A 23,239-nucleotide genomic window follows, 5' to 3' on the forward strand; every position below is an offset into this window, starting at 1 on the left:
GAGATCGGCCCGTTTTTGCGGCTGGGGCGAAATACTTGGGCATGGCTCGTTCGTATCGCCCAGTCGTGCGGGATCAGGAGTTCCTGCTCCCGCCGAACATGGCCGACTGGCTACCTGAGGATCACCTGGTCTGGTTCGTCCTCGATGTGGTGGAGCAGCTCGACACGGCCTCTTTTCACCGCACTCGCCGCACCGGCGGGGTCGGCCGCCGCGGCTATGACCCCGACATGCTGCTGGCGTTGTTGATCTACGCCTACGCAGTCGGGGAACGGTCCTCGCGGCGCATCGAGCGACTCTGCGCCGACCACGTCGCGTTCCGGGTCATCTGTGCTGCCGATGCCCCCGACCACACCACGATTGCCCGGTTCCGTGCCGAACACCAAGACGCGTTCGTGGAGGTCTTCACCCAGGTGCTGCGGCTGTGTGCAGCGGCCGGGATGGTCAAGGTCGGGATCGTGGCGATCGATGGCACCAAGATCGCAGCCAACGCCGCTCGGGGGGCCAACCGTTCCGCAGACTCCATTCGCGAGCAGGCCCGCACTATCGCCCAGCAGATCCTCGACGAGGCCGCAGTCACCGACACCACCGAGGACCACGCCGCCGCGGCCGCTGGAAGGGACGGCTCTGATGACGGGCTGCCGCCGGGGTTCGCTTCACGCTCGGGGCGGGCAGCGAACGTGAAGAGAGCCTTGGAGGAACTCGAACGCCAAGACGTCACCCACGAGCAGGCCGACGCCGCCGATGCCGAGCGTGCAGAGGACTTCCTGCGCCGCGTCGAGGCCGGAGAGGTCATCAGAGGTGGGATCCCGGCGGGCGTGGACCCGGTCGCGTACCACCGCGCCAGGATTCAGCGGCTCGAGCGGCTGCTTGTCGGCCTGGTCGGTGTCCCAGGGCCCACAGCCAGCAGCACACGACGCGAGGCGCGGCGCAAGCTCAAAGCCGCACACGCCTCGCTTGATACCGCGTTGGCACGCTCCGCTGCCGGGAACACTGACCTGCGAGGCGTCCATGCCCGCAAACGTCACCGGCAAGAGCAGCAAGCCCGTGCCCGCGGCGGCACCGGCCCCAGCGTGAACCGCACCGACCCCGATTCCCGGCTGATGACCTGCGGATCAGGCGGTGGCTCGGTGCAGGGCTACAACGCTCAGTTCACCGTCACCGATGACCACCTCATCTTGGGTGTCCACGCCTCCCAAGACGCCAACGACAAGCACTGCTACCTGCCCGCCCTGGCAGCCGCCACCACCCAGGCCGACACGCTGGGACTGACTATCGGCACCGTGCTGGCGGATGCCGGCTACTTCACCGAAACCAACATCACCGCCCCCGGCCCCGACCGGCTCATCGCCCCCGGTAAGAACCACCACCTGCACACCACCACCGACGCGCCCATCCAGCCGCCACCCCCAAAGGCGGGGCCACTCGAACTCATGCGGCACCGGCTCACCGACCCCGCCAACATCGCGACCTACAAACGAAGATCCGCCACCGTCGAACCGGTCATCGCCCACATCAAAGACCAAGTCGGCCTACGAAGATTCGCCCGACGAGGACTCCACGCCATCACCGCCGAACTCCACCTCGCAGCAGCAGCCGTCAACCTCCAGCGACTTCACAACAACGCACTGACCACCTGAGCACCGCTCCGGGCACCCCCGTGCCCGCCACGTCCCAACACCCATCAGGCAAAGCCCAACAGCCACCAGGTCGAACCGGAACGCCACACACGAGCTGGACGCCGAGGGGCCGGGTCCGCCGCGGGCGCAGGCGACGGTCGCTCGCGTGACTGTCGTTGAGGACACCGTCTGGCCCGGCATGTCGGCCCGTGCAGCCCGTGCGGCCAGTGCTGCCTGCGCCACGGGTCGCGGCGGCCGTCGGCTGCAGGCACCCGGCCCGGCGCAGCGACTGTCCGGGTCGAGCCCCCGGCCGTCCACAGCACTCGTCCGGACCCGGCGGCCCACAGCCACCCGTCACCGGCCCCCGCGCGGGACCCGGCTCGACCAACCTCGGGGTCGAGGCCGCACCGTGCGGCCAGCCGAGGAGGCACCATGCACCGATCCATCACGACCCCCCTGTCCCGGTTGCGGAGCCGTCGACCCCTGGACACCGGGACCAGCGCCCCGGGCCAGGGGCAGCCGGTCTGCGACTGCGCCGAGGCTGCCGCTCGTGACCGAGCCGGCCGGCCGGGACGCCACCTGAGCGCCGTTCCCGAGCGGGAGGCGGGGATCACGACCGCGGAGTACGCCGTCGGGACGGCCGCCGGCGCCGGCCTCGCCGGGCTGCTCTACACGATGCTCAGCGGCGGCTTCGGCGACCAGCTGCTCACGACGCTCTTCGACCACGTCCTCGGCCTGCTGGGCGTCGGGTGAACCACCCGTGAGGCGGACCGGTCGTGGCGAGCGGGGTGCGGTCACCGCCGAGCTCGCGATGGTGCTGCCGATGCTCCTCGCCGTCACGGCCGGCCTGCTCTGGCTGCTGGTGGTGGGCCTGGGCCAGATGCGGACCACCGATGCCGCCCGCGAGGCGGCTCGCGCGCTGGCCCGGGGCGAGGACCCCGGCACGGCCACCGACCTGGCCACGCGGATCGGCCCGCCCGGGAGCCGGGTCTCGGTCCAGGAGTCCTCGGGGCTGGTCATCGTTACGGTCCGCGCCGAGGTCGACGGTCCGGGCGGGCTGCTCGCGGCCCTGCCGGGCGCGGACCTGGAGGCGTCCGCGACCGCGGCGCTCGAGCCGGCCGCCGGCGGCGTGCCGTGAGCCGGCGCCGCACCCTGTCATGCGCGGTGAGCTCGTGTCCGCGGGAGGCGCGGAGCCATCGGGCGCCTCGGACGGCGTGGGCCGACCTCCCTGGCCGCGACCGAGTCGCGCGGAGAGCGCGGGAGGAGCGGCGGAGGTGGAGAGCTCGGGCGGGGACCGACCTCCCTGACAGCGACCGAGTCCCGCGTGTGGCGCGGGTGGAGCGGAGGGGGCGGGGAGTCCGGGCGCGGACCGACCACGGCGGCGCGACGGTCGCCGCCGTCGCCTGCCTCGGGCTGCTCCTGCTGGTCGGGCTGGCGCTGGGCGAGGTGGGGGCGTGGTTCGCCGCGCATCGTCAGGTCCGGGCCGCCGCCGACCTCGCGGCCCTGGCCGGTGCGGGTGCGGTGACTGCCGACCCCTGCGGGCGGGCCGAGGACGTGGCGGGCAGCAACGGCGCGCGGCTGCTCTCGTGCGCTGTCGAGGGCCGGGCCGTCCGCGTGGTCGTGGGCCTCGATGCCCCGACGCGGCTCGGGCCCGCGCACGAGCTCACCGGCACCGCCCTGGCTGGCCCCGGCTGAGACCGCACCACATGGCGAGCGGCGTCCAGTCAGTCGAGTCCGGCGCACGTTCCCGGAGGGACGCGCCGGTCCGGGGGGCTGGGGGTCCTGCCGGCAAGACGCCGGAAGGATGCGCCGGATCGGGGGGTCAGGGGGTCGCGCCCGCGCACGTCGACGAGAAGGTGCGCCGACTCGGCGGGGGAGCGGGTCGGCGCGGACCTCAGTGCGGCTTGTCGTCCTGGTTCTCGAGCCGCTCGCGGGCCTCGACCCGGTCGAGCTTCTCGGACAGCTCGGAGAGCTGCTTGTGCTCGCGGCGGGCCTTGAGGGCGCGGCGGGCGCCGAAGCGGGTGATCGAGATGCCCAGCAGCACCGCCGCGGCAGCGACGAGGCCCAGGACGAAGAGGGTGACCGGCGAGACCTCGATCCGGAGCACCTCCAGCCCGCTCGTCGTGGACTCCGCGGTGAACAGGCCGGCGAGCAGGAGGACGACGCCGGCGGCGAGGACGAGCAGACCCAGGACGACCATGGCCGCAGCGTAGGGCCGCCGCAGCCGCGGCGACACCCTCCCGCGTGGGACGTCATGCGGACGGGACGTCCGGTGGTGCGGTCCGTATGACGTCCGAGGGTCGGCAGCCCGAGCCACCGGGCCCCGGCACCACCGACCCGCGCACGTGGCGGGGTGGCGGGGCGCTCAGCCGAGCGGCGCGTGGGCGAGCAGCACGTCGAGCAGCCGCAGGGCGCCGGCCTTGTCCAGCGGGTTGTTCTGGTTGCCGCACTTGGGCGACTGGATGCAGGAGGGACAGCCCTCGACGCACTCGCAGGAGGCGATGGTCTCGCGGGTGGCCCGCAGCCAGGCGGGCGCGGCGTCGTACCCCCGCTCGGCGAAGCCGGCCCCGCCCGGGTGCCCGTCGTGGACGAAGACGGTGAGCGTGCCCGTGTCGGGGTGCAGGGCCGTGGAGACGCCGCCGATGTCCCAGCGGTCGCAGGTGGCGAAGAGAGGCAGCAGGCCGATCGAGCAGTGCTCCGCGGCGTGGGCGGCGCCGGGCAGGTCGGCCGGGTCGAGACCGCTGGCCTCGAGCTCGGCCGGCGGCACGGTCCACCACACCGCGCTGGTGCGCAGGGTGCGCTCGGGCAGGTCGAGCGGCTCCTCGCCGAGCACCTCGCCGCTGGGCTGGCGGCGCCGCAGGAACGAGACCACCTGCTGGGAGACGTCGACCTGGCCCAGCGCCAGCCGGCACGGGCCCCACCGCTGCGAGGCGACCTCGGAGACGATGCTGATGTCGGTGAGCTCGCGGGCGGAGGTGGAGTAGTCGGGGTCGGCGCGCTCGAGCACCGCGACGTGCTCGTCGAGGTCGAGGTCCTGCACGAGGTAGGTCTCGCCGCGGTGGAGGTAGACCGCGCCGGGGTGCGCCGAGGAGTGGGCGCGCCCGCCGTCGACGGTGCCCACGACCCGACCGGTGCCGGCCTCGACCAGCTGCACCTGCCCGCCTCCGGCCGAGCGGATGTCGGCGAGGTCGGCAGCCCGCGAGGCGTCGGTCCAGAACCAGCCGTGCGGGCGCCGCCGCAGCAGCCCGCGCGCGACGAGGTCGGCCAGGACCGGCTCTGCCCCCGGCCAGTACGCCGCCAGGTCGGCGCGCGTGAGTGGCCGCTCCTGCGCGGCCGCGGCGAGGTGGGGGCCGAGCACGTAGGGGTTGGTCGGGTCGAACACCGTCGCCTCGACCGGCCGCCCGAACAGCGACCCGGGGTGGTGCACGAGGTAGGTGTCGAGCGGGTCGTCGCGGGCCACGAGCAGCGCGGCGGCGTCCTGCGCGCCGCGCCCGGCCCGGCCGACCTGCTGCCAGAACGCGGCGCGGGTGCCGGGGAAGCCGGCGACCAGCACCGCGTCGAGGCCGCTGACGTCGATGCCGAGCTCGAGGGCGTTGGTGGCGGCCAGCCCGACGAGCTCTCCGGAGCGGAGCCGCTGCTCGATCTCGCGACGCTCCTCGGGGAGGTAGCCGCCGCGGTAGGCCGCGACCCGGCCGGCCAGGGACGGGTCGACCTCCTCCAGCAGCGAGGCCGCGGTCATCGCGACCTGCTCGGCCCCGCGCCGCGAGCGGACGAAGGCCAGCGTGCGCACTCCTGCGACGACCAGGTCGGTGAGCAGGTCGGCGGTCTCGGAGGAGGCGGCACGGCGCACGGGCGCACCGTTCTCCCCGAGGTGCTCGGTCAGCGGGGGCTCCCACATGCCGACGGTGACGCGCCCGCGCGGGGAGGCGTCCTGGTCGACGGCCAGCACGTCCAGGCCGGTGAGCAGCCCGGCCGCGCCGGACGGCTCGGCCACGGTCGCGGAGGCGAGGACGAAGGTCGGCTCCGCGCCGTACGTCGCCGCGACCCGCCGCAGCCGTCGCAGCACGTGCGCGACGTGCGCCCCGAAGACCCCGCGGTAGTGGTGGCACTCGTCGACGACCACGAGGTCCAGCGAGCGCCAGAAGCCCGTCCACCGCTCGTGGCCGGGCAGCAGGCTGCGGTGGAGCATGTCGGGGTTGGTCAGGACGTACTCGCCGTGGTCGCGGGTCCACTCCCGCTGCTCCCGGCTGCTGTCGCCGTCGTGGGTCGCCACGCGCACGTCGAGCCCGAGGCCGACCAGCCCGGCCATCTGGTCCTGGGCCAGCGCCTTGGTCGGGGCGAGGTAGAGCACCGAGGCGCCCCGCTGCCCGCGCGACCCGCGCCGCTCCAGCAGCCGCGCGAGCGCGGGCAGCTGGAAGGCCAGCGACTTGCCCGACGCGGTGCCGGTCGAGACCACCACGTGCCGGCCCGACCACGCCGCATCGGCGGCCGCCACCTGGTGGGCCCACGGCTGCTCGATCCCGCGGGCGGCGTACGCCGAGCGCACCTGCTCGGGGACCCAGGCGGGCCACGGGGCGTGCACGCCCTCGCGCGGCGCCAGCTCCTCGACGTGCCGCAGCCGCTCGGCGCGGACGCCCGCGGTGGCGAGGCGCTCGAGGATGCTCGAGCCGTTCGACCCCGGCGCCCGGGGGGCGGCCGGGGACTGCACGCTGGACATGGCCCGATGGTCTCAGTCAGCGCCGACACCCGTCGGGGCGCACCTGCGGGCACCCGTAGACGGCCCGTCGAGTGCCCGTCCGGGTGTACCGGTGGGCGGTCACTGCTTTTACCTTCGTTCGCGCGCCTCGGGGCGTCGTGGTTTCATATCCTTTGGTCGATCGACGGGACAGGGGGCCTCCCCGGCGCCCAGGCCACCAGAACCGTTCGACACACCCGCAGGCTGACAGGGAGTTACACGTGGACCTCACCCTCGCCACGCGCGACGTCGATGGGACGACCGTGGTCGCCGTCGGCGGTGAGATCGATGTCTACACAGCGCCGAAGCTGCGCGACAAGATCACCGAGCTGGTCGCCGCGGGTGTCTACGACCTCGTGATCGACATGGAGGCCGTGGAGTTCCTCGACTCCACCGGTCTCGGCGTGCTGGTCGGCGGCCTCAAGAAGGTCCGCGCCCACGACGGCTCGCTCCAGCTGGTCTGCACCCAGGACCGCCTGCTCAAGATCTTCCGGATCACCGGCCTGGCCAAGGTCTTCGTGATCCACGAGAGCGCCGAGGCCGCGCTCGCCGCCTCCTGACGGCGCGCGACCTCCCGCAGCCCCGCTCCGCGACGCCCTGCCCTCGGCGCGGCGCACTGACGTCGTACGCCGTCACGCGAGCGTCGGGCCGCGCCCCGTCCGGGTGACACGCGTGTGGCCCCGGTCACACTGTGCTGCTACGCGCCGGTCCGCCGTGCGTAGACTCCGGCTCGATCCAGTGAGACGTGCCTCACATCCGTGTGCGTGCGTCCATCCGAGCTGAAGCTCCCACACCAGGAGGAAGCGCATGACGGGGACCGTTCCCGCCGTCGTTGAAGTCTCCGGTGGCAACCTCGTGCTCGTCGTCGTCGTCGCCCTCATCGCACTCGGTGCGCTGGCGATGGCCGCGATGTTCCGACGCGAGGTCATGTCCGCCGCCGAGGGCACCGACAACATGAAGTCCATCGCCCAGGCCGTGCAGGAGGGGGCCAACGCCTACCTCCAGCGGCAGTTCCGCACCCTGGCCATCTTCGCCGGCATCGCGTTCTTCGCGCTGCTGGTGCTGCCGGCCGACGACACGACCGTGCGGATCTTCCGCTCCGTGGCGTTCCTCTTCGGCGCCGGCTTCTCCGCGGCGGTGGGCTACCTCGGCATGTCGCTGGCGGTGCAGGCCAACCTGCGCGTCGCCTCGGCGGCTCAGACCCAGGGCCGGGACCCGGCGATGCACATCGGCTTCCGCACCGGCGCGCACGTCGGCATGCTCACCGTCGGCTTGGGCCTGCTCGGCGCCTCCCTCGTGGTGATCCTCTTCCAGGAGGACGCGCCCGAGGTGCTCGAGGGCTTCGGCTTCGGTGCCGCGCTGCTCGCGATGTTCATGCGCGTGGGCGGCGGCATCTTCACCAAGGCCGCCGACGTGGGTGCCGACCTGGTCGGCAAGGTCGAGAACAACATCCCCGAGGACGACCCGCGCAACGCAGCGACCATCGCCGACAACGTCGGTGACAACGTCGGCGACTGCGCCGGCATGGCCGCGGACCTCTTCGAGTCCTACGCCGTGACCCTGGTGGCCGCGCTGATCCTCGGCTCGGCGGCGTACGGCGACGCCGGACTGGTCTTCCCGCTGCTGATCCCCGCCATCGGTGCGCTCACCGCGGTGGCCGGTGTCTACCTCTGCCAGCCCCGCGCCGGGGAGAACGGCCTCACCACCATCAACCGGGCCTTCTACATCTCCGCCGCCATCGGTGCCGTGGCCAGCGTCGTGCTGGCGTTCGTCTACCTGCCCAGCAGCTTCGAGGACCTCTCCGGGCTGGAGCGGGGCGGGAGCCCGCTCGACCTGGCCTTCGGCTTCGACCCGGCCAGCGGCAACCCCGCGGTCATCGCGGCCGTCGCGGTGCTCATCGGCATCGTGCTCGCCGCGGCGATCCTCTCGCTCACCGGCTACTACACCGGCACCGAGTACCGGCCGGTCAAGGACGTCGGCGCGACCTCGCAGACCGGTGCGGCGACCGTCATCCTCTCCGGCCTCTCGGTCGGCTTCGAGTCGGCGGTCTACACCACGCTGGTCATCGGGGCGGCCGTCTTCGGGGCCTTCCTGCTGGGCGCCGGGTCGCTGTCGATCGCGCTCTTCGCGGTGGCCCTGGCCGGCTGCGGCCTGCTCACCACCGTCGGCGTCATCGTCGCGATGGACACCTTCGGCCCGGTCTCCGACAACGCCCAGGGCATCGCGGAGATGTCCGGCGACGTCAGCCCGGAGGGCGCGCAGATCCTCACCGAGCTCGACGCGGTGGGCAACACGACCAAGGCGATCACCAAGGGCATCGCGATCGCCACGGCCGTGCTCGCCGCCTCGGCGCTCTTCGGGTCCTACATCGGCACCGCGATCGAGCGGATCGCCGAGCTGGAGGGTGTCACCGAGGGCGAGGCCCGCGACTTCTTCGGCGGGTTCTTCGTCTTCAGCCCCGACGTCCTGGTCGGTCTGCTGATCGGTGTCGCGGTCGTCTTCCTCTTCTCGGGCCTGGCGATCAACGCCGTCGGCCGTGCCGCCGGTGCGGTCGTGATGGAGGTGCGCCGCCAGTTCCGCGACATCCCCGGGATCATGGAGGGCACCGGACGTCCGGAGTACGGCAAGGTCGTCGACATCGTCACCCGCGACTCCCTGCGGGAGCTGGCCACGCCGGGCATCCTGGCGATCCTGGCCCCGATCGCGGTGGGCTTCGGCCTCGGCGTCGGTGCCCTGGCCGGCTTCCTGGCCGGTGCGATCGGTGCCGGCACGTTGATGGCGGTCTTCCTCGCCAACGCCGGTGGCGCGTGGGACAACGCCAAGAAGCTGGTCGAGGACGGCCACCACGGCGGCAAGGGCTCCCCCGCCCACGAGGCCACCGTCATCGGTGACACCGTCGGTGACCCGTTCAAGGACACCGCCGGCCCGGCCATCAACCCGCTGCTCAAGGTGATGAACCTGGTCTCGCTCCTCATCGTGGGCGCAGTGATCAGCCTGACCGCCGGGGACGACGCCAACCGGCCGCTGTCGATCGTGATCGCCGTGGTCGCCGCGGTGGGCATCGCGGCGGCGGTCTACGTCTCCAAGCGCCGCTCGACGGTCATCTCCGACGAGGCACCCGCCTCCGTCGTCTGACGCAGCGGCTCCCGCACCACCCGCACCACGCAGCGGCGCCCCCTCCCGAGCGGGAGGGGGCGCCGTCGCGTTGCAGGCGGGTGCTGCGGGCGCCGGTCAGCGGCGCTTGAGCACCCTCAGCTTCAGCACCTTCGACTGGGACTCCTCGGTGGCGTCGGAGCCGGAGTAGATCGCGGAGAGCTTGTGCTTGCCCGGCTTGAGGCCCTTGACCTTGAGCGTCCGGCTGCCCGAGGCGATCGGGACCGTCTTGAGGGTGCGGGTGCCGTCGAGCACGGTGACCGTGCCGTCGGGGGCGAGGCCGTCGACGAGCACGCCGAGCACGACGCGGACCGGCTTGCCCGCGCGCACCTTCTTCTTGCCCGTGATCGTGGTGGCCGAGGGCAGCTTGGCGACCGGGAGGGCCGAGGTGGTGAAGGTCGCCGGGGCGTACGCCGCGCGGGTCGCAGTCACCGTCACCGACAGGGTCGAGCCCAGGTCGGCGGCCGTGACGGCGTACGTCGAGGACGTGGCTCCGGTGATCGGCTGGCCGCCGCGACGCCACTGGTAGGTGAAGGTCGGCGTGGCGCCGGGACCCCAGGCGCCGGGGTTGGCCGTCAGGGCCTGGCCCAGGCTGTAGGTGCCGGAGACCGACGGCTGCGTGGTGAACGTCGGGGCGTCACCGACCTGGGGCACCACGGCGTTGCTGTCGACAGTGCTGTCGGTCCAACCCTCCTTGGTGCCGGTGACCTTGACGACCACCTGGCGGCCGAGGTCCTCCGGGGCGAGGGTGTAGGTCTTCGCGGTCGCGCCGGCGATCGGCGCGCCGTCGCGCAGCCACTGGTAGGTGTGGGTGACGCCCTCCTCGTTCCAGGTCGGGTCCTGGACGGTGAGGACCTTGCCGACCTTCGCGGTCCCGGCGAGCGTCGCGGCCGAGGACGCGGCCAGGGGCTGCTCGGGGGCCTGCGGCACGAGCAGGCGGCTGGTCAGCAGGTTGACGATCGGGACACCTGCGAGGGTGCCGGTGACCCGGGCGTAGACCTCCTTGCCGGCGTCCCCGAGGCCCGGCACGAAGGTCGGGCCGGTGGCGCCGGGGACCGGCACGTTGTCGACGAACCACTGGTACGTCGTCGAGACGCCCGGCAGGCTCCAGATGGGGTTGAGCACCTGCAGCAGCGAGCCGACGCCCGGGATGCCGGTGAGCGCAGGGTCGCTCAGGGCCTCGAGCAGCGGGTTCTCGCCGGTGCCCCCGCCACCGCCGGTGCCGCCACCGCCCGTGCCGCCGCCTCCACCGCCGCTGGGCAGCGGGATCGGGATGACGTTGGTGAACGTCTCCAGCGGCAGCAGGCCGAGCAGCGAGCCGGTGACCTTGGCCTGGAGATTCTTGCCGGCCTGCTCCAGCGTCGGGACGAAGCTCAGGCCGGTGGCGCCCGGGATGGGCACGCCGTTCGCCAACCACTGCACCGAGTTGGTGACGCCCGGCAGGCTCCACTGCGGCGGGGTGAGGGTGAGCGCCTCGCCGACCCCGCCCAACCCGGACAGCAGCGGGCCGACGAGGGCCTCGAGCAGGCCGCCGAGCAGCGGCAGCTGGCGGGTGCCCGACACCGCGGCGTCGGAGAGCCGGACCTCCGCGGTGACCGGCGTGGTGGGGGCGGCGGTCGCCGGCGCGGCGGCCAGCGTCACCCCGCCGGCGGTGAGGACGAGCGAGAGCGCGGGCGCGAGCGCGCGACGGGACAGCATCAGGTGGTTCCCTCCGGTGGATTCCCATGACCCGACCGGCGCGGACCCTCCCAGGCGCGACCGGTCGTCGATCGACCGTAGGACCGTGCACGGGTCCTACGACAGGGGTCCCATCGGTTCCTGCCCGATGGACCTGAGACGCCTCTCACGAGTGACCCGACCGGACTGGCCCGGTCGGGCCATGTGGCGTGGCCGATCGGTCGGGTCTGCCACGGGCGCGGCCGCGCGCCCCGCCGGGGTGAGGTGCGGGGGAGACCCCAGCAGCGGCCGGGTCCCTCGGGGGACCCGGCCGCTGCCGTCGTACGTCGGGGCGGTCGCTCGGACCGCGGGGGGCTCAGCCCAGGGCCGTGATCGCCTCGTGGATGGTGAGGGTGCGGCGGGCGGACTCGACGTGGAGGTTCTCGATCATCTTGTTCTTGTACGTCGCGACGCCCGAGCCGGCGCTCTCGAAGGCCTCGATCAGCCCGCGGGCGTCCTCGACCGCCTCGGCGCTGGGCGCGAACTGCTCGTTGGCGGCCTCGACCTGGCCGGGGTGGATGAGGGTCTTGCCGTCGAAGCCCATCTGGCGGCCCTGCACGCACTCGGCGAGGAAGCCCTCGGTGTCCTTCACGTCGTTGTAGACCCCGTCGAGGATCTGCACGCCGGCCGCGCGCGCCGCGAGCAGCGCCAGCGACAGCGAGGTGAGGAGCGGAGCCCGGCCGGGGACGTGCTCGGCGTACAGCTCCTTCACCAGGTCGTTGGTGCCCATGACGATGACGGCGAGCCGGTCGGAGGCCGCCGCGATCTCCCGGGCGTTGAAGATCGCCTCGGGCGTCTCGACCATCGCCCACAGGCGGGTGTGCTCGGGGGCACCTGCCTTCTCCATCGCCGCGACCAGGCCGCGGACCTCCTCGGCGCTGTTGACCTTGGGTACGACGATGCCGGCCGGGCCCGCCTGGGCGGCCGCGGCCAGGTCGGCGTCGTGCCACTCCGTGCCCAGGCTGTTGACCCGGATGGTGACGGTGCGGCGGCCGTACTCACCGCTCGACGCGGCCGCGCACACGGCGTCGCGGGCGGCGGGCTTGGCCTCGGGGGCGACGGAGTCCTCGAGGTCGAGGATCAGCCCGTCGCAGGGGAGGGACTTGGCCTTCTCCAGGGCCCGGTCGTTGGCGCCGGGCATGTAGAGGACGGAACGCAGGACGGTGGTCATCTCAGGCCTCGATCTCGATCGCGTCGTACTGCTTCTTCAGCTCGGGGTCGATCGCGGCCAGCTGCTCGGCCAGCTCGACCATGACCAGGCACTGCTTGAGGGAGGCGTCGTCCTCCATCTTGCCGTCGAGCATCACCGCGCCGGTGCCGTCGCCCATGGCCGCGACGACCCGGCGGGCGTGGGCGATGTCCTCGACGCTGGGGGAGAAGACCTTGTTGGCGATCGCGATCTGCTTGGGGTGCAGGCTCCAGGTGCCGACGCAGCCGAGCAGGAAGGCGTTGCGGAACTGGTCCTCGCACGCGACCACGTCGGCGATGTCGCCGAAGGGACCGTAGTAGGGGTAGATGCCGTGCATCGCGCAGGCGTCGACCATGCGCGCGATCGTGTAGTGCCACAGGTCCTGCTGGAAGGTCGCGCGCGGGGCGTCGATCTCGCCGTTCTCGGGGTCCTGGCGCACGAGGTAGCCGGGGTGGCCGCCGCCGACGCGGGTGGTCTTCATCCGGCGGTCCGCGGCCAGGTCGGCCGGGCCGAGCGAGAGGCCCTGCATGCGCGGTGAGGCGCCGCAGATCTCCTCCACGTTCGCGACGCCGCGGGCGGTCTCGAGGATCGCGTGCACCAGGATCGGGCGGTCCAGGCCGGCCTTGGCCTCGAGCTGGGCCAGGATGCGGTCGACGTAGTGGATGTCCTCGGCGCCCTGCACCTTCGGCACCATCACGACGTCGAGCTTGTGGCCGATCGCGGGGATGAGCGTGGTCAGGTCGTCGAGCACCCAGGGGCTGTCGAGGGAGTTGATCCGGGTCCAGAGCTGGGTCTGGGCGTCCGGGCCGCCGAGGCCCTCAGTGTCCTGGGCGATCCGCACCAGGCCCTCACGCGCGGCGAGCTTGTTGTCGGCCTTGACGGCGTCCTCGAGGTTGCCCAGCAGCACGTCGACGGTGCCGACCATCTGCGGGATCTTGGCCGCCATCTTCTCGTTGCTGGGGTCGAAGAAGTGGATCGCCCGGCTGGGGCGGGCCGGGATCTCCGTCGGCGGGGTCGGTGCCCCCACGGCGAGGGGGCGGAAGAAGTCCTTGGCGCTCTTGCTCGGCATGGGCGCGAACGTAGCAGCGGGCGGTTACCCGTCGGTATGACCGATCTGACAGCGGACGGGCCGGAAGGTTCAGCCGGTGCCAGCTGAACCTTTCGGCGCACGGCTGAAGGTTCGGCCGTGCGGCGAAAGGTTCGGCCGGTGCCAGCCGAACCTCACGCTCCGCCGGACCGGTCCCGCCGCCACCACCGTCGGCGGCCCCGGGGCGGCTCGGCGGCGAGCCTCGCTGCGTTCTCGGCGCGGGCGGCGGCGATCCGGGCCGCGCGGCGCTCGGCCCAGGCGGCGACGGTCTCCTCGACGTCGCGGGGCATGGTGATCAGGGGCGGACCGTCGACGGGGGTGTAGCGGGCGCGGATGACCCGGGCGTTGAAGTCCTCGACCTCACGGCGTACGTCGGTCTCGACCGTGAAGGAGTCCAGCCTCTCGTCGAGCTGGGCGTCGTCCTTGCGCAGCTGCAGCGCCGGGGGTAGGACACCGGTGACCTGCTCGCGCTCGATCAGCTTCTTCACCCACCAGTCGGGGTCGTGCTGGTCGCCGAGACCCTCGATCGGCTTGCCCGCGCCGGGCAGGTCGTCGAAGTCGCCCCGCGCGTGTGCGATCCGGATCTGCTGGTCGACCCACTGGTGCTGGAAGGCGATCCGGGCAGCCGCCGCGGACTCCTTCGAGCGCTTGCGCCGCTCCTGCTCGTCGCGGGCGCGCTGCACCTCGCTCGGCTGGCCCTGCGGCTGGTCGACCACGGCACACCCCCTCGTCCCGGATGGGTCCAGGGTAGTCAGCGGCCCCAGCCGCCGGCTCGTACGACGGGTGCGTCGACGGCCCGCCGGGCGGCTGACAACGTGGCTGGCCCGGGGTGGGATCCGTGGGCGGCCGGTCCGAGCCGGCCCGGGCCCCCGAGGCAGCTCAGCGTGGCCCGGGCGCGACGAGCGAGAGCACCGACAGGGCCAGGAGCAGGACGCCCGCGCCGGCGATGGTCAGCAGGGCCGTGGCCGTCCCGGGGCGGGTGCGGTGCAGCGCGAGCGCGAGGCCGCAGAGCACGACGAGCACCGCGGACAGCACGGCCAGGACGAAGCCGAACAGGACACCGACGCCGCTCTGCTCCCCGTCGCTGAGGAAGGCGACGGTGGCCCAGGTGATCCCGGCGGCGAGCCCGACCAGGGAGAGGGTGAAGGAACCGAGGGCGAGGGAGCGCACGGAGGTCATCTCCCCAGGGTCGTGCGGCCGGGGGCGGGCGCGCGTGAGCCGGGGTACTCAGCCCGTGGCCCCGGCGGCCCGCGGCCGGCGGCTTGCGGCGGGCGGGCTAGGAGCCGAGTGCCAGCTGGAACCCGAGCAGCCCGAGGACGGCCACGGTGATCAGCGTGGCCAACGCCGTGAGGACGGTGCTTCCGCTCTCCTCCAGCCGACCCGCGACGAGCGCGAGCACGGCGGCCAGCAGGAACGGCACCGCGAGGAAGACCGCGACCACGACCCCGATCGAGGAGGTGGAGGAGCTGGTGTCGGTCATCGACCACCCGGCGAGCACGACGCACCCGACGAGGGCGAGGACGTCGAGGCCGAGGACGGAGCGGCGCAGGGTGGTCACGCCCCCAGCGTCCCAGGTCGCGCGGCCTCCGGGGCCGGTTCGGGCTCGTCGGGCACCCGCGGGGCCAGCAGCAGGCACACCGCTGCGACCAGCGCGGCCGCCGCGCAGACCGCCCACACGGTGAGGTAGCCCGACATCGGGGCCACACCCTCGTCGGGCCCCTCGAGCGACCCGGTGGCGGCGAGCGCGATCGCGAAGACCGACGAGGCGATCGCACCACCGACGGTCTTGGTCGCGTTGGTCATGCCGGTGGCGAAGCCGGTGCGGTGCGGAGGCGCCGCGGCGGCGGCCGCCGCGGGCAGCGCGGCGACCAGGGCGCCGGAGCCGAGGCCGGCGACCGCCATGTTGACCAGGGTCTGCTGGGTGGTGTCGTGGAAGGGCAGGAACAGGCCGTAGCCCAACGCCACCAGCAGCGCCGAGGCGACCAGGGCGCCGCGCGCGCCCAGCAGCCGCGCGCTGAGAGGCAGCGTGAACGCGCCGATCGCCAGGAACACGACGTACACCCCGACGAGGGTGGAGACGAAGGCCGCGTCGGCGCCCAGGCCGTAGCCCGCGACCTCGGGGTCGGTGCGCGCGAAGGTCGACAGCGGGATCTGCGCACCGAGCACCGACATGCCGAACAGGAAGGCGGTCAGCTGCACCGGCCACTGCGCCCGGTGCGCCAGCACGCGCACGTCGACCATCGGCTCCTCGAGCGAGCGCTCGAGTCGCACGAACGGCACCAGCACCGCCAGACCGGCCGCGACCAGCAGCCACGGCAGCGCGCTCGCCGGCCCCATGAGCCGCACGGCGATCAGCCCGCCCATCACCAGGCCGAGAGCGAGGGTGACCAGCCCGAGGCCGCGCAGGTCGAAGGCCCCGAGCAGCGAGCCGCGCCGGGACGCGGTCGGCGTGGCCAGCTGCCCGGGAACGTCCTCCAGGCCCACCCACACCACGACGAGCACGACGGTGACCACGACCGCCGGCAGGGCGAGCAGGAAGGTCATCGAGGTCGCCTCGACCAGCGCGCCGGAGGTGAGCGCGCCGATGATCACCGAGAGCTCCAGCGCCCCGACCAGCACCGCGGCCGAGCGACGGGTGAGCAGCCGTTGGCGGGCGGGCCCGGCGGCGGCTGTGCGCCGGTGGATGATGGCCACCTCGAGCGGCAGCCACACGACGTACGCCCCCTGCAGGGCCCACGCGACCAGGAAGGTCGTGAACGAGGGCGCCAGCGCGACGCCCCACGACGCCACGGCCGTGACCGCGGTCGACAGCAGCAGCACCTTCTTGTGGCCGACGAGGTCTCCCAGCCGCGCGAGCGGCGGCACGCACAGTGCGGAGACGATGAGCTGTGCCGCTTCGAACCAGTTGACGTCGGCGTCCTGGATGCCGAGGTGGTCGGCGATGTCGCTGAAGATCGGCGTGTAGTAGCCCTGCAGCACCCCGCTGGCCACCTCGACCGCGACGAGCAGCCCGACGATCGCGACCAGGCCCTGGGCGGGTCCGAGGTACGGCGAGGTGCGGGTCGCCCCGCCGGTCGTGCCGCTCATGCCGGGCTCCTCTCCGGGCTTCCCTCGGGAAGCTCCTCCAGGAGCCGGCGGTACCACGCGACCCCGTCCAGCAGGTCCTGCACGCCGAGGTGCTCGTCGTGGGAGTGGATCGACTCGCGCTGGGCCTTCGACATCCGGAACGGCGCGAACCGGTAGACCCGCTCGCAGATCGCGGTGAAGTGCCGCGAGTCGGTGGCGGCCATCATCACGTACGGCGCGGGGACGGCCTCGGGGAAGACCTGCTCGATCGTGCGCTCCAGGAGGTCGAAGGCCTCGTCGCGGTGCTCGGCGCCGGCCCCGGAGGTGGAGTACGGCGACAGCGGGCTCGCCGCGCCCTCCTCGACGACCTCGATCGCGACGTCCTTCCCGACCGCGCGGCGCACGTGCGCGAGCACGTCCTCGACGGTGTCGCCGAGCATGACCCGGATGTTGACGCCGGCCGTGGCGGCGCCGGCGATGACGTTGAGCGCCGGCGATCCCTGGAGCGTCGTGACGGCGAACGTCGTGCGGGTCATCGCCGCGGTCTCGGGGCCGGCCGCCAGCAGGGCTCGGACCAGCAGCGCGGGGACCCGGGCGGCGCCCGCGAGCACCGGGCCCAGCGGGAGCCCGGCGTGCGGGGCGATCCGGCGGAAGAGCTCGAGCGTCGGGGGCGGCACGCTCGCCGGCATCGGGCTGCGCTCCAGCGCGGTGATCGCCCGCGCGATCCGGGCGGTCGGCCCGTTGCGAGCGGGCGTGGAGGCGTGGCCGCCGCGCCCCTCGGCGCGCAGCAGCAGCGAGGTGACCCCCTTCTCGGTCACGCCCACGACCGCCACGGGACGGCGTACGCCGGGGAAGGCCCCGCCCGCCACGGCGCCACCCTCGTCGAGGACGAACCACGGTTCGACCCCGCGCTCCCGCAGGATGCCGACCGCCTCGGGGGCGGCCTGCCCGAAGACCTCCTCGTCGCAGCCGAAGGAGAGCCACACGTCCTGCGCCGGCACGTGGCCGGCCTCGAGGAGCTCCTCGACCGCGGTGCAGATCGCCACCACGCAGCCCTTGTCGTCCAGGGTGCCGCGGCCCCAGATGCTGCCGTCGACGACCGCGCCGGAGAAGGGCGGGTGGGTCCAACGGGCCGGGTCCTCGACGGGCACGACGTCCAGGTGCGCCATCAGCACCACCGGCCGTGCGTTCGACCGACCGGCCCAGTGCAGCAGGAGCCCGTGCGTGTGGACCCGGGTGACCTCGAGCCGCTCGTGCACCAGCGGGAAGCGCTGCTCCAGCTCGGCCAGCAGCGCGTCGAAGGCGGCGTCGTCCCACTGGTCGGGGTGGCTGACGGTCGGGATCCGCACCAGCGCCTGCAACGCGTGGACGGCGCGCTCGCGCCGGCCCTCCCCAGAGCTCATGGCGGGACAGTACGCCTCACGAGCCCGTCTGGGATCCGAGACGCTCTGGCGGCGGGTCTCGTTGACCCCGCGCCGCTAGGTCAGTGGACTGGTGAGGTGCCCGCCTCCGCCACTGCCGCCGTGCGAGCCCCAGCGGCCACGGTGCACGACCTCCTCGGTCGGCCGGCGGCGCCGCGTGCGCGCCGAGCCCCGGGTCCCGGTGTCCTCGGCCCGGTGGCCGACGGTGATCGCACCGACCGGGTCGACGTCGTCGGGCAGCCACAGCTCCTCGCGCAGGTCGAGCTCGCGGTGCGGCGGCAGGCCGAAGAAGCAGGCGCCGAGGCCCTCGTCGACGGCCGTCTGCAGGATGAGCAGCGAGGCCATGGCGGCGTCCATGTGCCAGTACGGCACATTCCACGGGTCGCCCGCGGGGGCGCCGTTGCGGCGTCGGGTGGCGGCCTTGTCGGGGGCGGAGTAGCGCTCGAGGTAGGCCGTGCGGCTGCTGCACGGGACGATCACGACCGGCGCGCGCATCATCCCCGCGAGCCACGGGTCCGGCTCCTCGACGCTGTCGGCGGTGGCGGTCCAGAAGCGGCGTACGTCGTCCGGCGTGTCGAGCACGACGAAGGCCCAGCCCTGGCTGAAGCCCGCGCTCGGCGCCCGCGTCGCGTGGTCCAGCATCCGCTCCACCACGGTGGGGTCGACCGGGGTGTCGGCGTAGTTGCGGACCATCCGGCGGCGGCGCACGACCTCGCGGAACTCCATGCGCGTGACGATAGGACGGCCCGGGATGACTGACTTCGAGGCGATGTGGCGTGAGATCGCGCCGGTCGGCCGCTCCGCCGCGACCGGGGGCTACCTGCGCCAGCCGTGGACGAGCGCGGAGGCCGAGCTGCGCGCCTGGTTCGTCGAGGCATGCGAGGCGCGTGGTCTGCGGGTGGAGTCCGACGGGCTCGGCAACGTGGTCGGCTGGTGGGAGCCGGCCGGGAGCTCGCCGGAGGACCGCCTCCTGACCGGCTCGCACCTCGACAGCGTGCTGGAGGGAGGCGCGTACGACGGTCCGCTCGGTGTGGTCTCGGGGCTGGCGGCGATCGACCGGATGCGCGCGCTCGGGGTCGTGCCGCGGCGACCGGTGGGGGTCGGGGTGTTCGTGGAGGAGGAGGGCTCGCGCTTCGGGCTGGCCTGCCTGGGGTCGCGGCTGCTCACCGGCGCGACGACGTGGGAGGCGGCCCGGGCGCTGCGCGACCGCGACGGGGTGTTCCTGGCCGACGCCCTGGAGTCCGCGGGGCTGCCCGGCCCCTCGGCCCACGACCCGGCTCTGCTCGCCGGTGTCACCAGCTTCGTCGAGCTGCACGTCGAGCAGGGCCGTGCGCTGGTCGACCTCGGCCACGCCGTCGGGGTCGCCAGCGGCATCTGGCCGCACGGGCGCTACCGCTTCGACATCGAGGGCATCGCCGACCACGCCGGGACCACGCGGATGGAGGACCGCCGCGACCCGATGCTGACCTACGCGATGACCGTCCTGGCGGCCAACAAGGCGGCCCGGCTGTCGGGGGAGCGCGCGACCTTCGGCCGGGTCGAGGTGCGTCCCAACGGCACCAACGCCGTACCGTCGCGGGTGACCGCCTGGTTGGACGCCCGCGCGTCGTCCGCCGACTCGCTCGACGCGCTCGTCGAGCGGATCACCACGCAGGCGCGTGAGCGGGCCGAGCGCGACGGCACCACCCTGACCGTCACCGCGGAGTCGGTGTCGGGGCCGGTCTCCTTCGACCCCGACCTCGCGGAGTCGCTGGCCACCGGGCACGCCAGCGGCGACTGGCCGGTGCTGCCGACCCAGGCCGGCCACGACGCGGGCGTGCTCTCCGCGGCCGGCATCGCGACAGCGATGCTCTTCGTGCGCAACCCGACCGGGGTCTCGCACAGCCCGGCCGAGCACGCCGAGGTCCCCGACTGCCTGGCCGGCGTCGACGCCCTGGCCGAGTCGCTCACGAGGCTGGGCACGTGACGACGTACCTCCTGGAGCGGGCGTGGCTGCCCTCGCCCGACGGCGGGCGGGTGCACGACGACGTGCTCGTCGAGGTCGAGGGCGGGCGGTTCACGCGGGTCGAGGTGGGTGGTGGCGACCCTGCTGCCACCCGTCTGCCCGGCCTGACCCTCCCCGGCCTCGCCAACGCCCACAGCCACGCGTTCCACCGCGCCCTGCGGGGGCACGTGCAGCGCGACCGCGGGACGTTCTGGACCTGGCGCGAGCAGATGTACGCCGTCGCCGGCCGCCTCACGCCCGAGCTCTACCGGGAGCTGGCGACCGCGGCCTTCCGCGAGATGGTGGCCGCGGGCTACACGTCGGTCGGGGAGTTCCACTACCTGCACCACCGGGCGGACGGCTCGCCGCACGACCCGCCGCTGGCCATGCGCGAGGCCCTCGTCGACGCGGCCGCGACCGCCGGGATCCGGCTGGTGCTGCTCGACGCCGCCTACCTCTCGAGTGGCTTCGGCGCCCCGGTCGAGGGCGTCCAGCGGCGCTTCTCCGACGGTACGGCGGCAGCCTGGTCGGCCCGCGCCGGAGCCGGCCCCGCCGCGATCCACTCGGTCCGGGCCGTGCCCCGCGCCGCGCTCGGCGCCTTCCGCGGCCGCGACCCCCTGCACGTGCACCTCTCGGAGCAGCCCGCGGAGAACGAGGTCTGCCTGGCGGCGTACGGGCTGACCCCGACGGGGCTGCTGCACGCCGAGGGCCTGCTGGGCCCTGGCACCACCGTCGTGCACGCCACCCACCTCACCGACGAGGACGTCGAGCTGCTGGGCAGTACCCGCACCAACGTGTGCCTGACCCCCACCACCGAGCGCGATCTGGCCGACGGCATCGGCCCCGCCCGGCGGCTCGCCGACGCCGGGTGCCGGCTGTCGGTGGGCAGCGACAGCCACGCGGTGGTCGACCCGTTCGAGGAGCTGCGGGGGCTGGAGATGCACGAGCGGCTGTCGTCGGGGGAGCGGGGCCGGTTCACGGCCGCGGAGCTCCTGGACGTCGGCACCGCGCACGGCGTCCTCGGGATCGACCGGTGCGGCCGGATCGAGGTGGGGTGGCTGGCCGACCTGGTCACGCTCGATGCGGGCTCGCCCCGCACCGCGGGCACCGGTGCCGACGAGCACACGGCCGTCTTCGCCGTCACCGCGACCGACGTCACGCACGTGGTCGTCTCCGGCCGGGTCGTGCACCGCCGCGGCGACGAGCCCGAGGTCGGTCGCCTCCTCGCCGACGTGATCGCCCGGGTCCGCCCATGACCGCGACGGTGATCACCGGGATCGGCGAGCTGGTGACCAACGACCCCGCGCGCGACGGGCTGCTCGGGATCGTCGAGGACGCCGCCGTCGTCGTCGAGGGCGACCGGGTCGCGTGGGTCGGTCGGGCCGTCGACGCACCGGCCGCCGACGCCGCGGTCGACGCGGGCGGGCGCGCGGTGCTGCCGGGCTTCGTGGACAGCCACAGCCACCTGGTCTTCGCCGGCGACCGGGCACAGGAGTTCGCCGCACGCATGAGCGGGACGCCGTACGCCGCCGGGGGGATCCGCACGAGCGTGGCCGCGACCCGTGCCGCAACCGACGAGCAGCTGCTCGCCGGTGCCGCGCGACTGGTGCAGGAGATGCTGCGGCAGGGCACGACGACCGTCGAGGTCAAGAGCGGTTACGGGCTCACCGTCCACGACGAGGCGCGCTCGCTCGCGGTCGCGCGGCAGCTGACCGAGCACACGACGTTCCTGGGTGCTCACGTGGTCCCCCCGGAGCACGCCTACGACCCGGCGGGGTACGTCGGCCTCGTCACCGGTCCGATGCTCGAGGCCTGCGCGCCGCACGCCCGCTGGATCGACGTCTTTTGCGAGCGGGGTGCGTTCGACGACGACCAGGCGCGGTCGGTGCTGTCCGCCGGCGCGGCGGCCGGCCTCCGCGGGCGCCTGCACGCCAACCAGCTCGGGCCCGGGCCCGGCGTACGGCTGGCCTGCGAGCTCGGTCTCCTCGCGGTCGACCACTGCACCTACCTCGATGATGCGGACGTCGCGGCCCTGACCGAGAGCGGGACGATCGCCACCCTGCTGCCGGGGGTGGAGTTCTCCACCCGCCAGCCCTACCCCGACGCGCGCCGGCTGCTCGACGCCGGGGTGCGGGTCGCCCTGGCCAGCGACTGCAACCCCGGCTCCTGCTTCACCTCCTCCATCCCGCTCTGCGTCGCGCTCGCCGTGCGGGAGATGGGGATGACGCCGGCCGAGGCGGTGCACGCGGTCACCGCGACCGCGGCCGCGGCCCTCGACGAGGACGGACCCTCGGGGGTCGGGCGCATCGTCCCCGGTCGCCGCGCCGACCTCGTCCTGCTCGACGCCCCCAGCCACGTCCACCTGGCCTACCGGCCCGGCGTCCCGCTCGTGGCCGGCGTCTGGCAGCGCGGGCGGCCGGTCGTCTGAGGCGTGTCGGTCCGCACGGATGGCACTCCACTCGTTGTCAGCCGTCGCAGGAGGCGCGCTCGGCGCGTGTCGAGGTGTTCGGTCATGCCGAATTGAGGTCGGTCAGCCTGGCAGGGTGAAGGCGTGATCGTTTGGGTGAACGGGACGTTTGGTGCAGGCAAGACGACGACTGCCCGACTTGTCGCCGACCTCAGTCCCGACTTGCGGTTGTTCGACCCGGAGTCAGTCGGGTTCATGCTTCGCCCGAACCTCGCCGACCACCCGGTGCGTGACTTCCGCGACTGGCCCTCCTGGCGCATCCTTACGCCGATCGTCGCTGACGAGATGGTCCGGTTCAGTCGACAGAGCCTCGTTGCCCCGCAAACGGTCCTGGAAGAGCCCTACTGGAACGAACTCGTGACCGGGTTGTCGGACCGGGGCCACCAGGTGCTCCACGTCCTCCTGGACGCCGACGAGCCCGCCTTGCGCGCCCGCATCGAAGGTGACGAGCAACTTGCCGTGGCTAGGCAAGGGAGGTTGGACCATCTGCCTCGTTATGCCGAAGCGCGACGTTGGATGTCTCAGCGAGCCGATTTGGTTATCGACACGACCGACATGACTCCCGAACGAGCAGCTGCTCTGGTCTGGGACGCCGCTCAGACTCGACTCTCGTAGTGACCCCAGGAACCCTGCCAACCCTCGCTGGGGTGTGCGGCCTGCCGCGCTCATCTGGCTCCCCTCTGTGTCAAGACACGGCTGGCAGGGGCGTTCTAGGCTGGCTGTTGACGGGCCCCGGAGTGGCTTGTTCGAAGAGCCGGTGTTGGGGTTGTGAGCCGGTCGCGCTGGAGTCAGAGTCGCTACCTCG

At 73.5% G+C, this 23,239-nt stretch carries 21 protein-coding genes; 10 read left to right on the plus strand and 11 right to left on the minus strand.

Annotated elements, in window-relative coordinates:
- The 4 genes from Q1V71_RS11110 to Q1V71_RS11125 all read left to right on the plus strand — a co-directional run.
- A partial coding sequence (locus Q1V71_RS11110; protein ID WP_300643817.1) for a transposase occupies positions 1 to 1,637 on the plus strand: 1,637 nt, incomplete at its 5' end.
- A gap of 411 nt (positions 1,638 to 2,048) precedes the next feature.
- Positions 2,049 to 2,369, plus strand: a complete 321-nt coding sequence (locus Q1V71_RS11115) for a DUF4244 domain-containing protein (protein WP_300643819.1) — start codon at positions 2,049 to 2,051, stop codon at positions 2,367 to 2,369.
- Between the two features lie 7 nt (positions 2,370 to 2,376).
- Entirely contained in the window at positions 2,377 to 2,754 is a 378-nt protein-coding gene (locus tag Q1V71_RS11120) for a TadE family type IV pilus minor pilin (RefSeq protein ID WP_300643821.1), read from the plus strand.
- 197 nt (positions 2,755 to 2,951) lie between these two features.
- A complete protein-coding gene (locus Q1V71_RS11125) occupies positions 2,952 to 3,311 on the plus strand; it encodes an Rv3654c family TadE-like protein (RefSeq protein WP_300643823.1) in 360 nt (119 codons plus the stop codon).
- 199 nt (positions 3,312 to 3,510) lie between these two features.
- Here the strand turns inward: Q1V71_RS11125 and Q1V71_RS11130 are convergent, their stop codons facing one another.
- Positions 3,511 to 3,816: a hypothetical protein gene (locus Q1V71_RS11130; RefSeq protein ID WP_300643824.1), complete on the minus strand. Its 306-nt coding sequence runs from the start codon at positions 3,814 to 3,816 to the stop codon at positions 3,511 to 3,513.
- 165 nt (positions 3,817 to 3,981) lie between these two features.
- Complete coding sequence (locus Q1V71_RS11135; protein ID WP_300643826.1) at positions 3,982 to 6,333, minus strand: DEAD/DEAH box helicase; 2,352 nt, start codon at positions 6,331 to 6,333, stop codon at positions 3,982 to 3,984.
- A 239-nt stretch (positions 6,334 to 6,572) separates the two neighbouring features.
- Between Q1V71_RS11135 and Q1V71_RS11140 the strand changes: the two genes are divergently transcribed.
- Both Q1V71_RS11140 and Q1V71_RS11145 read left to right on the plus strand, forming a co-directional pair.
- Positions 6,573 to 6,911: an STAS domain-containing protein gene (locus Q1V71_RS11140; RefSeq protein WP_300643828.1), complete on the plus strand. Its 339-nt coding sequence runs from the start codon at positions 6,573 to 6,575 to the stop codon at positions 6,909 to 6,911.
- A gap of 247 nt (positions 6,912 to 7,158) precedes the next feature.
- Positions 7,159 to 9,486 carry a sodium-translocating pyrophosphatase gene (locus Q1V71_RS11145; RefSeq protein ID WP_300643830.1) on the plus strand — a complete coding sequence of 776 codons (2,328 nt, stop codon included), beginning with the start codon at positions 7,159 to 7,161 and terminating at the stop codon, positions 9,484 to 9,486.
- A gap of 96 nt (positions 9,487 to 9,582) precedes the next feature.
- Here Q1V71_RS11145 and Q1V71_RS11150 read toward each other — a convergent pair whose 3' ends face one another.
- The 9 genes from Q1V71_RS11150 to Q1V71_RS11190 form a co-directional block, all read right to left on the minus strand.
- Positions 9,583 to 11,202 carry an Ig-like domain repeat protein gene (locus tag Q1V71_RS11150; protein ID WP_300643832.1) on the minus strand — a complete coding sequence of 540 codons (1,620 nt, stop codon included), beginning with the start codon at positions 11,200 to 11,202 and terminating at the stop codon, positions 9,583 to 9,585.
- A gap of 334 nt (positions 11,203 to 11,536) precedes the next feature.
- Positions 11,537 to 12,391, minus strand: coding sequence for a CoA ester lyase (locus Q1V71_RS11155; RefSeq protein ID WP_300643834.1), 855 nt, complete (start codon positions 12,389 to 12,391; stop codon positions 11,537 to 11,539).
- A 1-nt stretch (position 12,392) separates the two neighbouring features.
- Positions 12,393 to 13,478, minus strand: coding sequence for a CoA ester lyase (locus Q1V71_RS11160; protein ID WP_300643836.1), 1,086 nt, complete (start codon positions 13,476 to 13,478; stop codon positions 12,393 to 12,395).
- A 152-nt stretch (positions 13,479 to 13,630) separates the two neighbouring features.
- Positions 13,631 to 14,212 (minus strand): DUF1992 domain-containing protein, encoded by a 582-nt coding sequence (locus Q1V71_RS11165; RefSeq protein WP_300643838.1) that lies wholly within the window; start codon positions 14,210 to 14,212, stop codon positions 13,631 to 13,633.
- 163 nt (positions 14,213 to 14,375) lie between these two features.
- Complete coding sequence (locus Q1V71_RS11170) at positions 14,376 to 14,675, minus strand: hypothetical protein (protein ID WP_300643840.1); 300 nt, start codon at positions 14,673 to 14,675, stop codon at positions 14,376 to 14,378.
- A gap of 97 nt (positions 14,676 to 14,772) precedes the next feature.
- The gene (locus Q1V71_RS11175; protein ID WP_300643842.1) at positions 14,773 to 15,054 is read right to left on the minus strand and encodes a hypothetical protein; all 282 of its coding nucleotides are present in this window, start codon (positions 15,052 to 15,054) and stop codon (positions 14,773 to 14,775) included.
- Positions 15,051 to 16,583 (minus strand): MFS transporter, encoded by a 1,533-nt coding sequence (locus tag Q1V71_RS11180; protein ID WP_300643844.1) that lies wholly within the window; start codon positions 16,581 to 16,583, stop codon positions 15,051 to 15,053. The genes Q1V71_RS11175 and Q1V71_RS11180 overlap by 4 nt, the downstream gene beginning before the upstream one ends.
- Positions 16,580 to 17,965, minus strand: a complete 1,386-nt coding sequence (locus Q1V71_RS11185; RefSeq protein WP_300643845.1) for a M20/M25/M40 family metallo-hydrolase — start codon at positions 17,963 to 17,965, stop codon at positions 16,580 to 16,582. Before Q1V71_RS11185 ends, Q1V71_RS11180 begins: the two co-directional genes overlap by 4 nt.
- 75 nt (positions 17,966 to 18,040) lie before the next feature.
- The gene (locus Q1V71_RS11190; RefSeq protein ID WP_300643846.1) at positions 18,041 to 18,709 is read right to left on the minus strand and encodes a nitroreductase family protein; all 669 of its coding nucleotides are present in this window, start codon (positions 18,707 to 18,709) and stop codon (positions 18,041 to 18,043) included.
- 25 nt (positions 18,710 to 18,734) lie between these two features.
- Here Q1V71_RS11190 and Q1V71_RS11195 point away from each other — a divergent pair, with 25 nt between their 5' ends.
- From Q1V71_RS11195 to Q1V71_RS11210, 4 genes are all read left to right on the plus strand, one after another.
- The gene (locus tag Q1V71_RS11195) at positions 18,735 to 19,949 is read left to right on the plus strand and encodes an allantoate amidohydrolase (protein WP_300643848.1); all 1,215 of its coding nucleotides are present in this window, start codon (positions 18,735 to 18,737) and stop codon (positions 19,947 to 19,949) included.
- A complete protein-coding gene (locus tag Q1V71_RS11200; RefSeq protein ID WP_300643849.1) occupies positions 19,946 to 21,223 on the plus strand; it encodes a formimidoylglutamate deiminase in 1,278 nt (425 codons plus the stop codon). The genes Q1V71_RS11195 and Q1V71_RS11200 overlap by 4 nt, the downstream gene beginning before the upstream one ends.
- Positions 21,220 to 22,395, plus strand: coding sequence for an imidazolonepropionase (hutI, locus tag Q1V71_RS11205; protein ID WP_300643850.1), 1,176 nt, complete (start codon positions 21,220 to 21,222; stop codon positions 22,393 to 22,395). Before Q1V71_RS11200 ends, hutI begins: the two co-directional genes overlap by 4 nt.
- Positions 22,396 to 22,518: 123 nt before the next feature.
- A complete protein-coding gene (locus Q1V71_RS11210; RefSeq protein WP_300643852.1) occupies positions 22,519 to 23,049 on the plus strand; it encodes an AAA family ATPase in 531 nt (176 codons plus the stop codon).
- Positions 23,050 to 23,239: the final 190 nt, after the last annotated feature.

Source organism: Nocardioides sp. (assembly GCF_030149505.1).
GTDB lineage: Bacteria > Actinomycetota > Actinomycetes > Propionibacteriales > Nocardioidaceae > Nocardioides.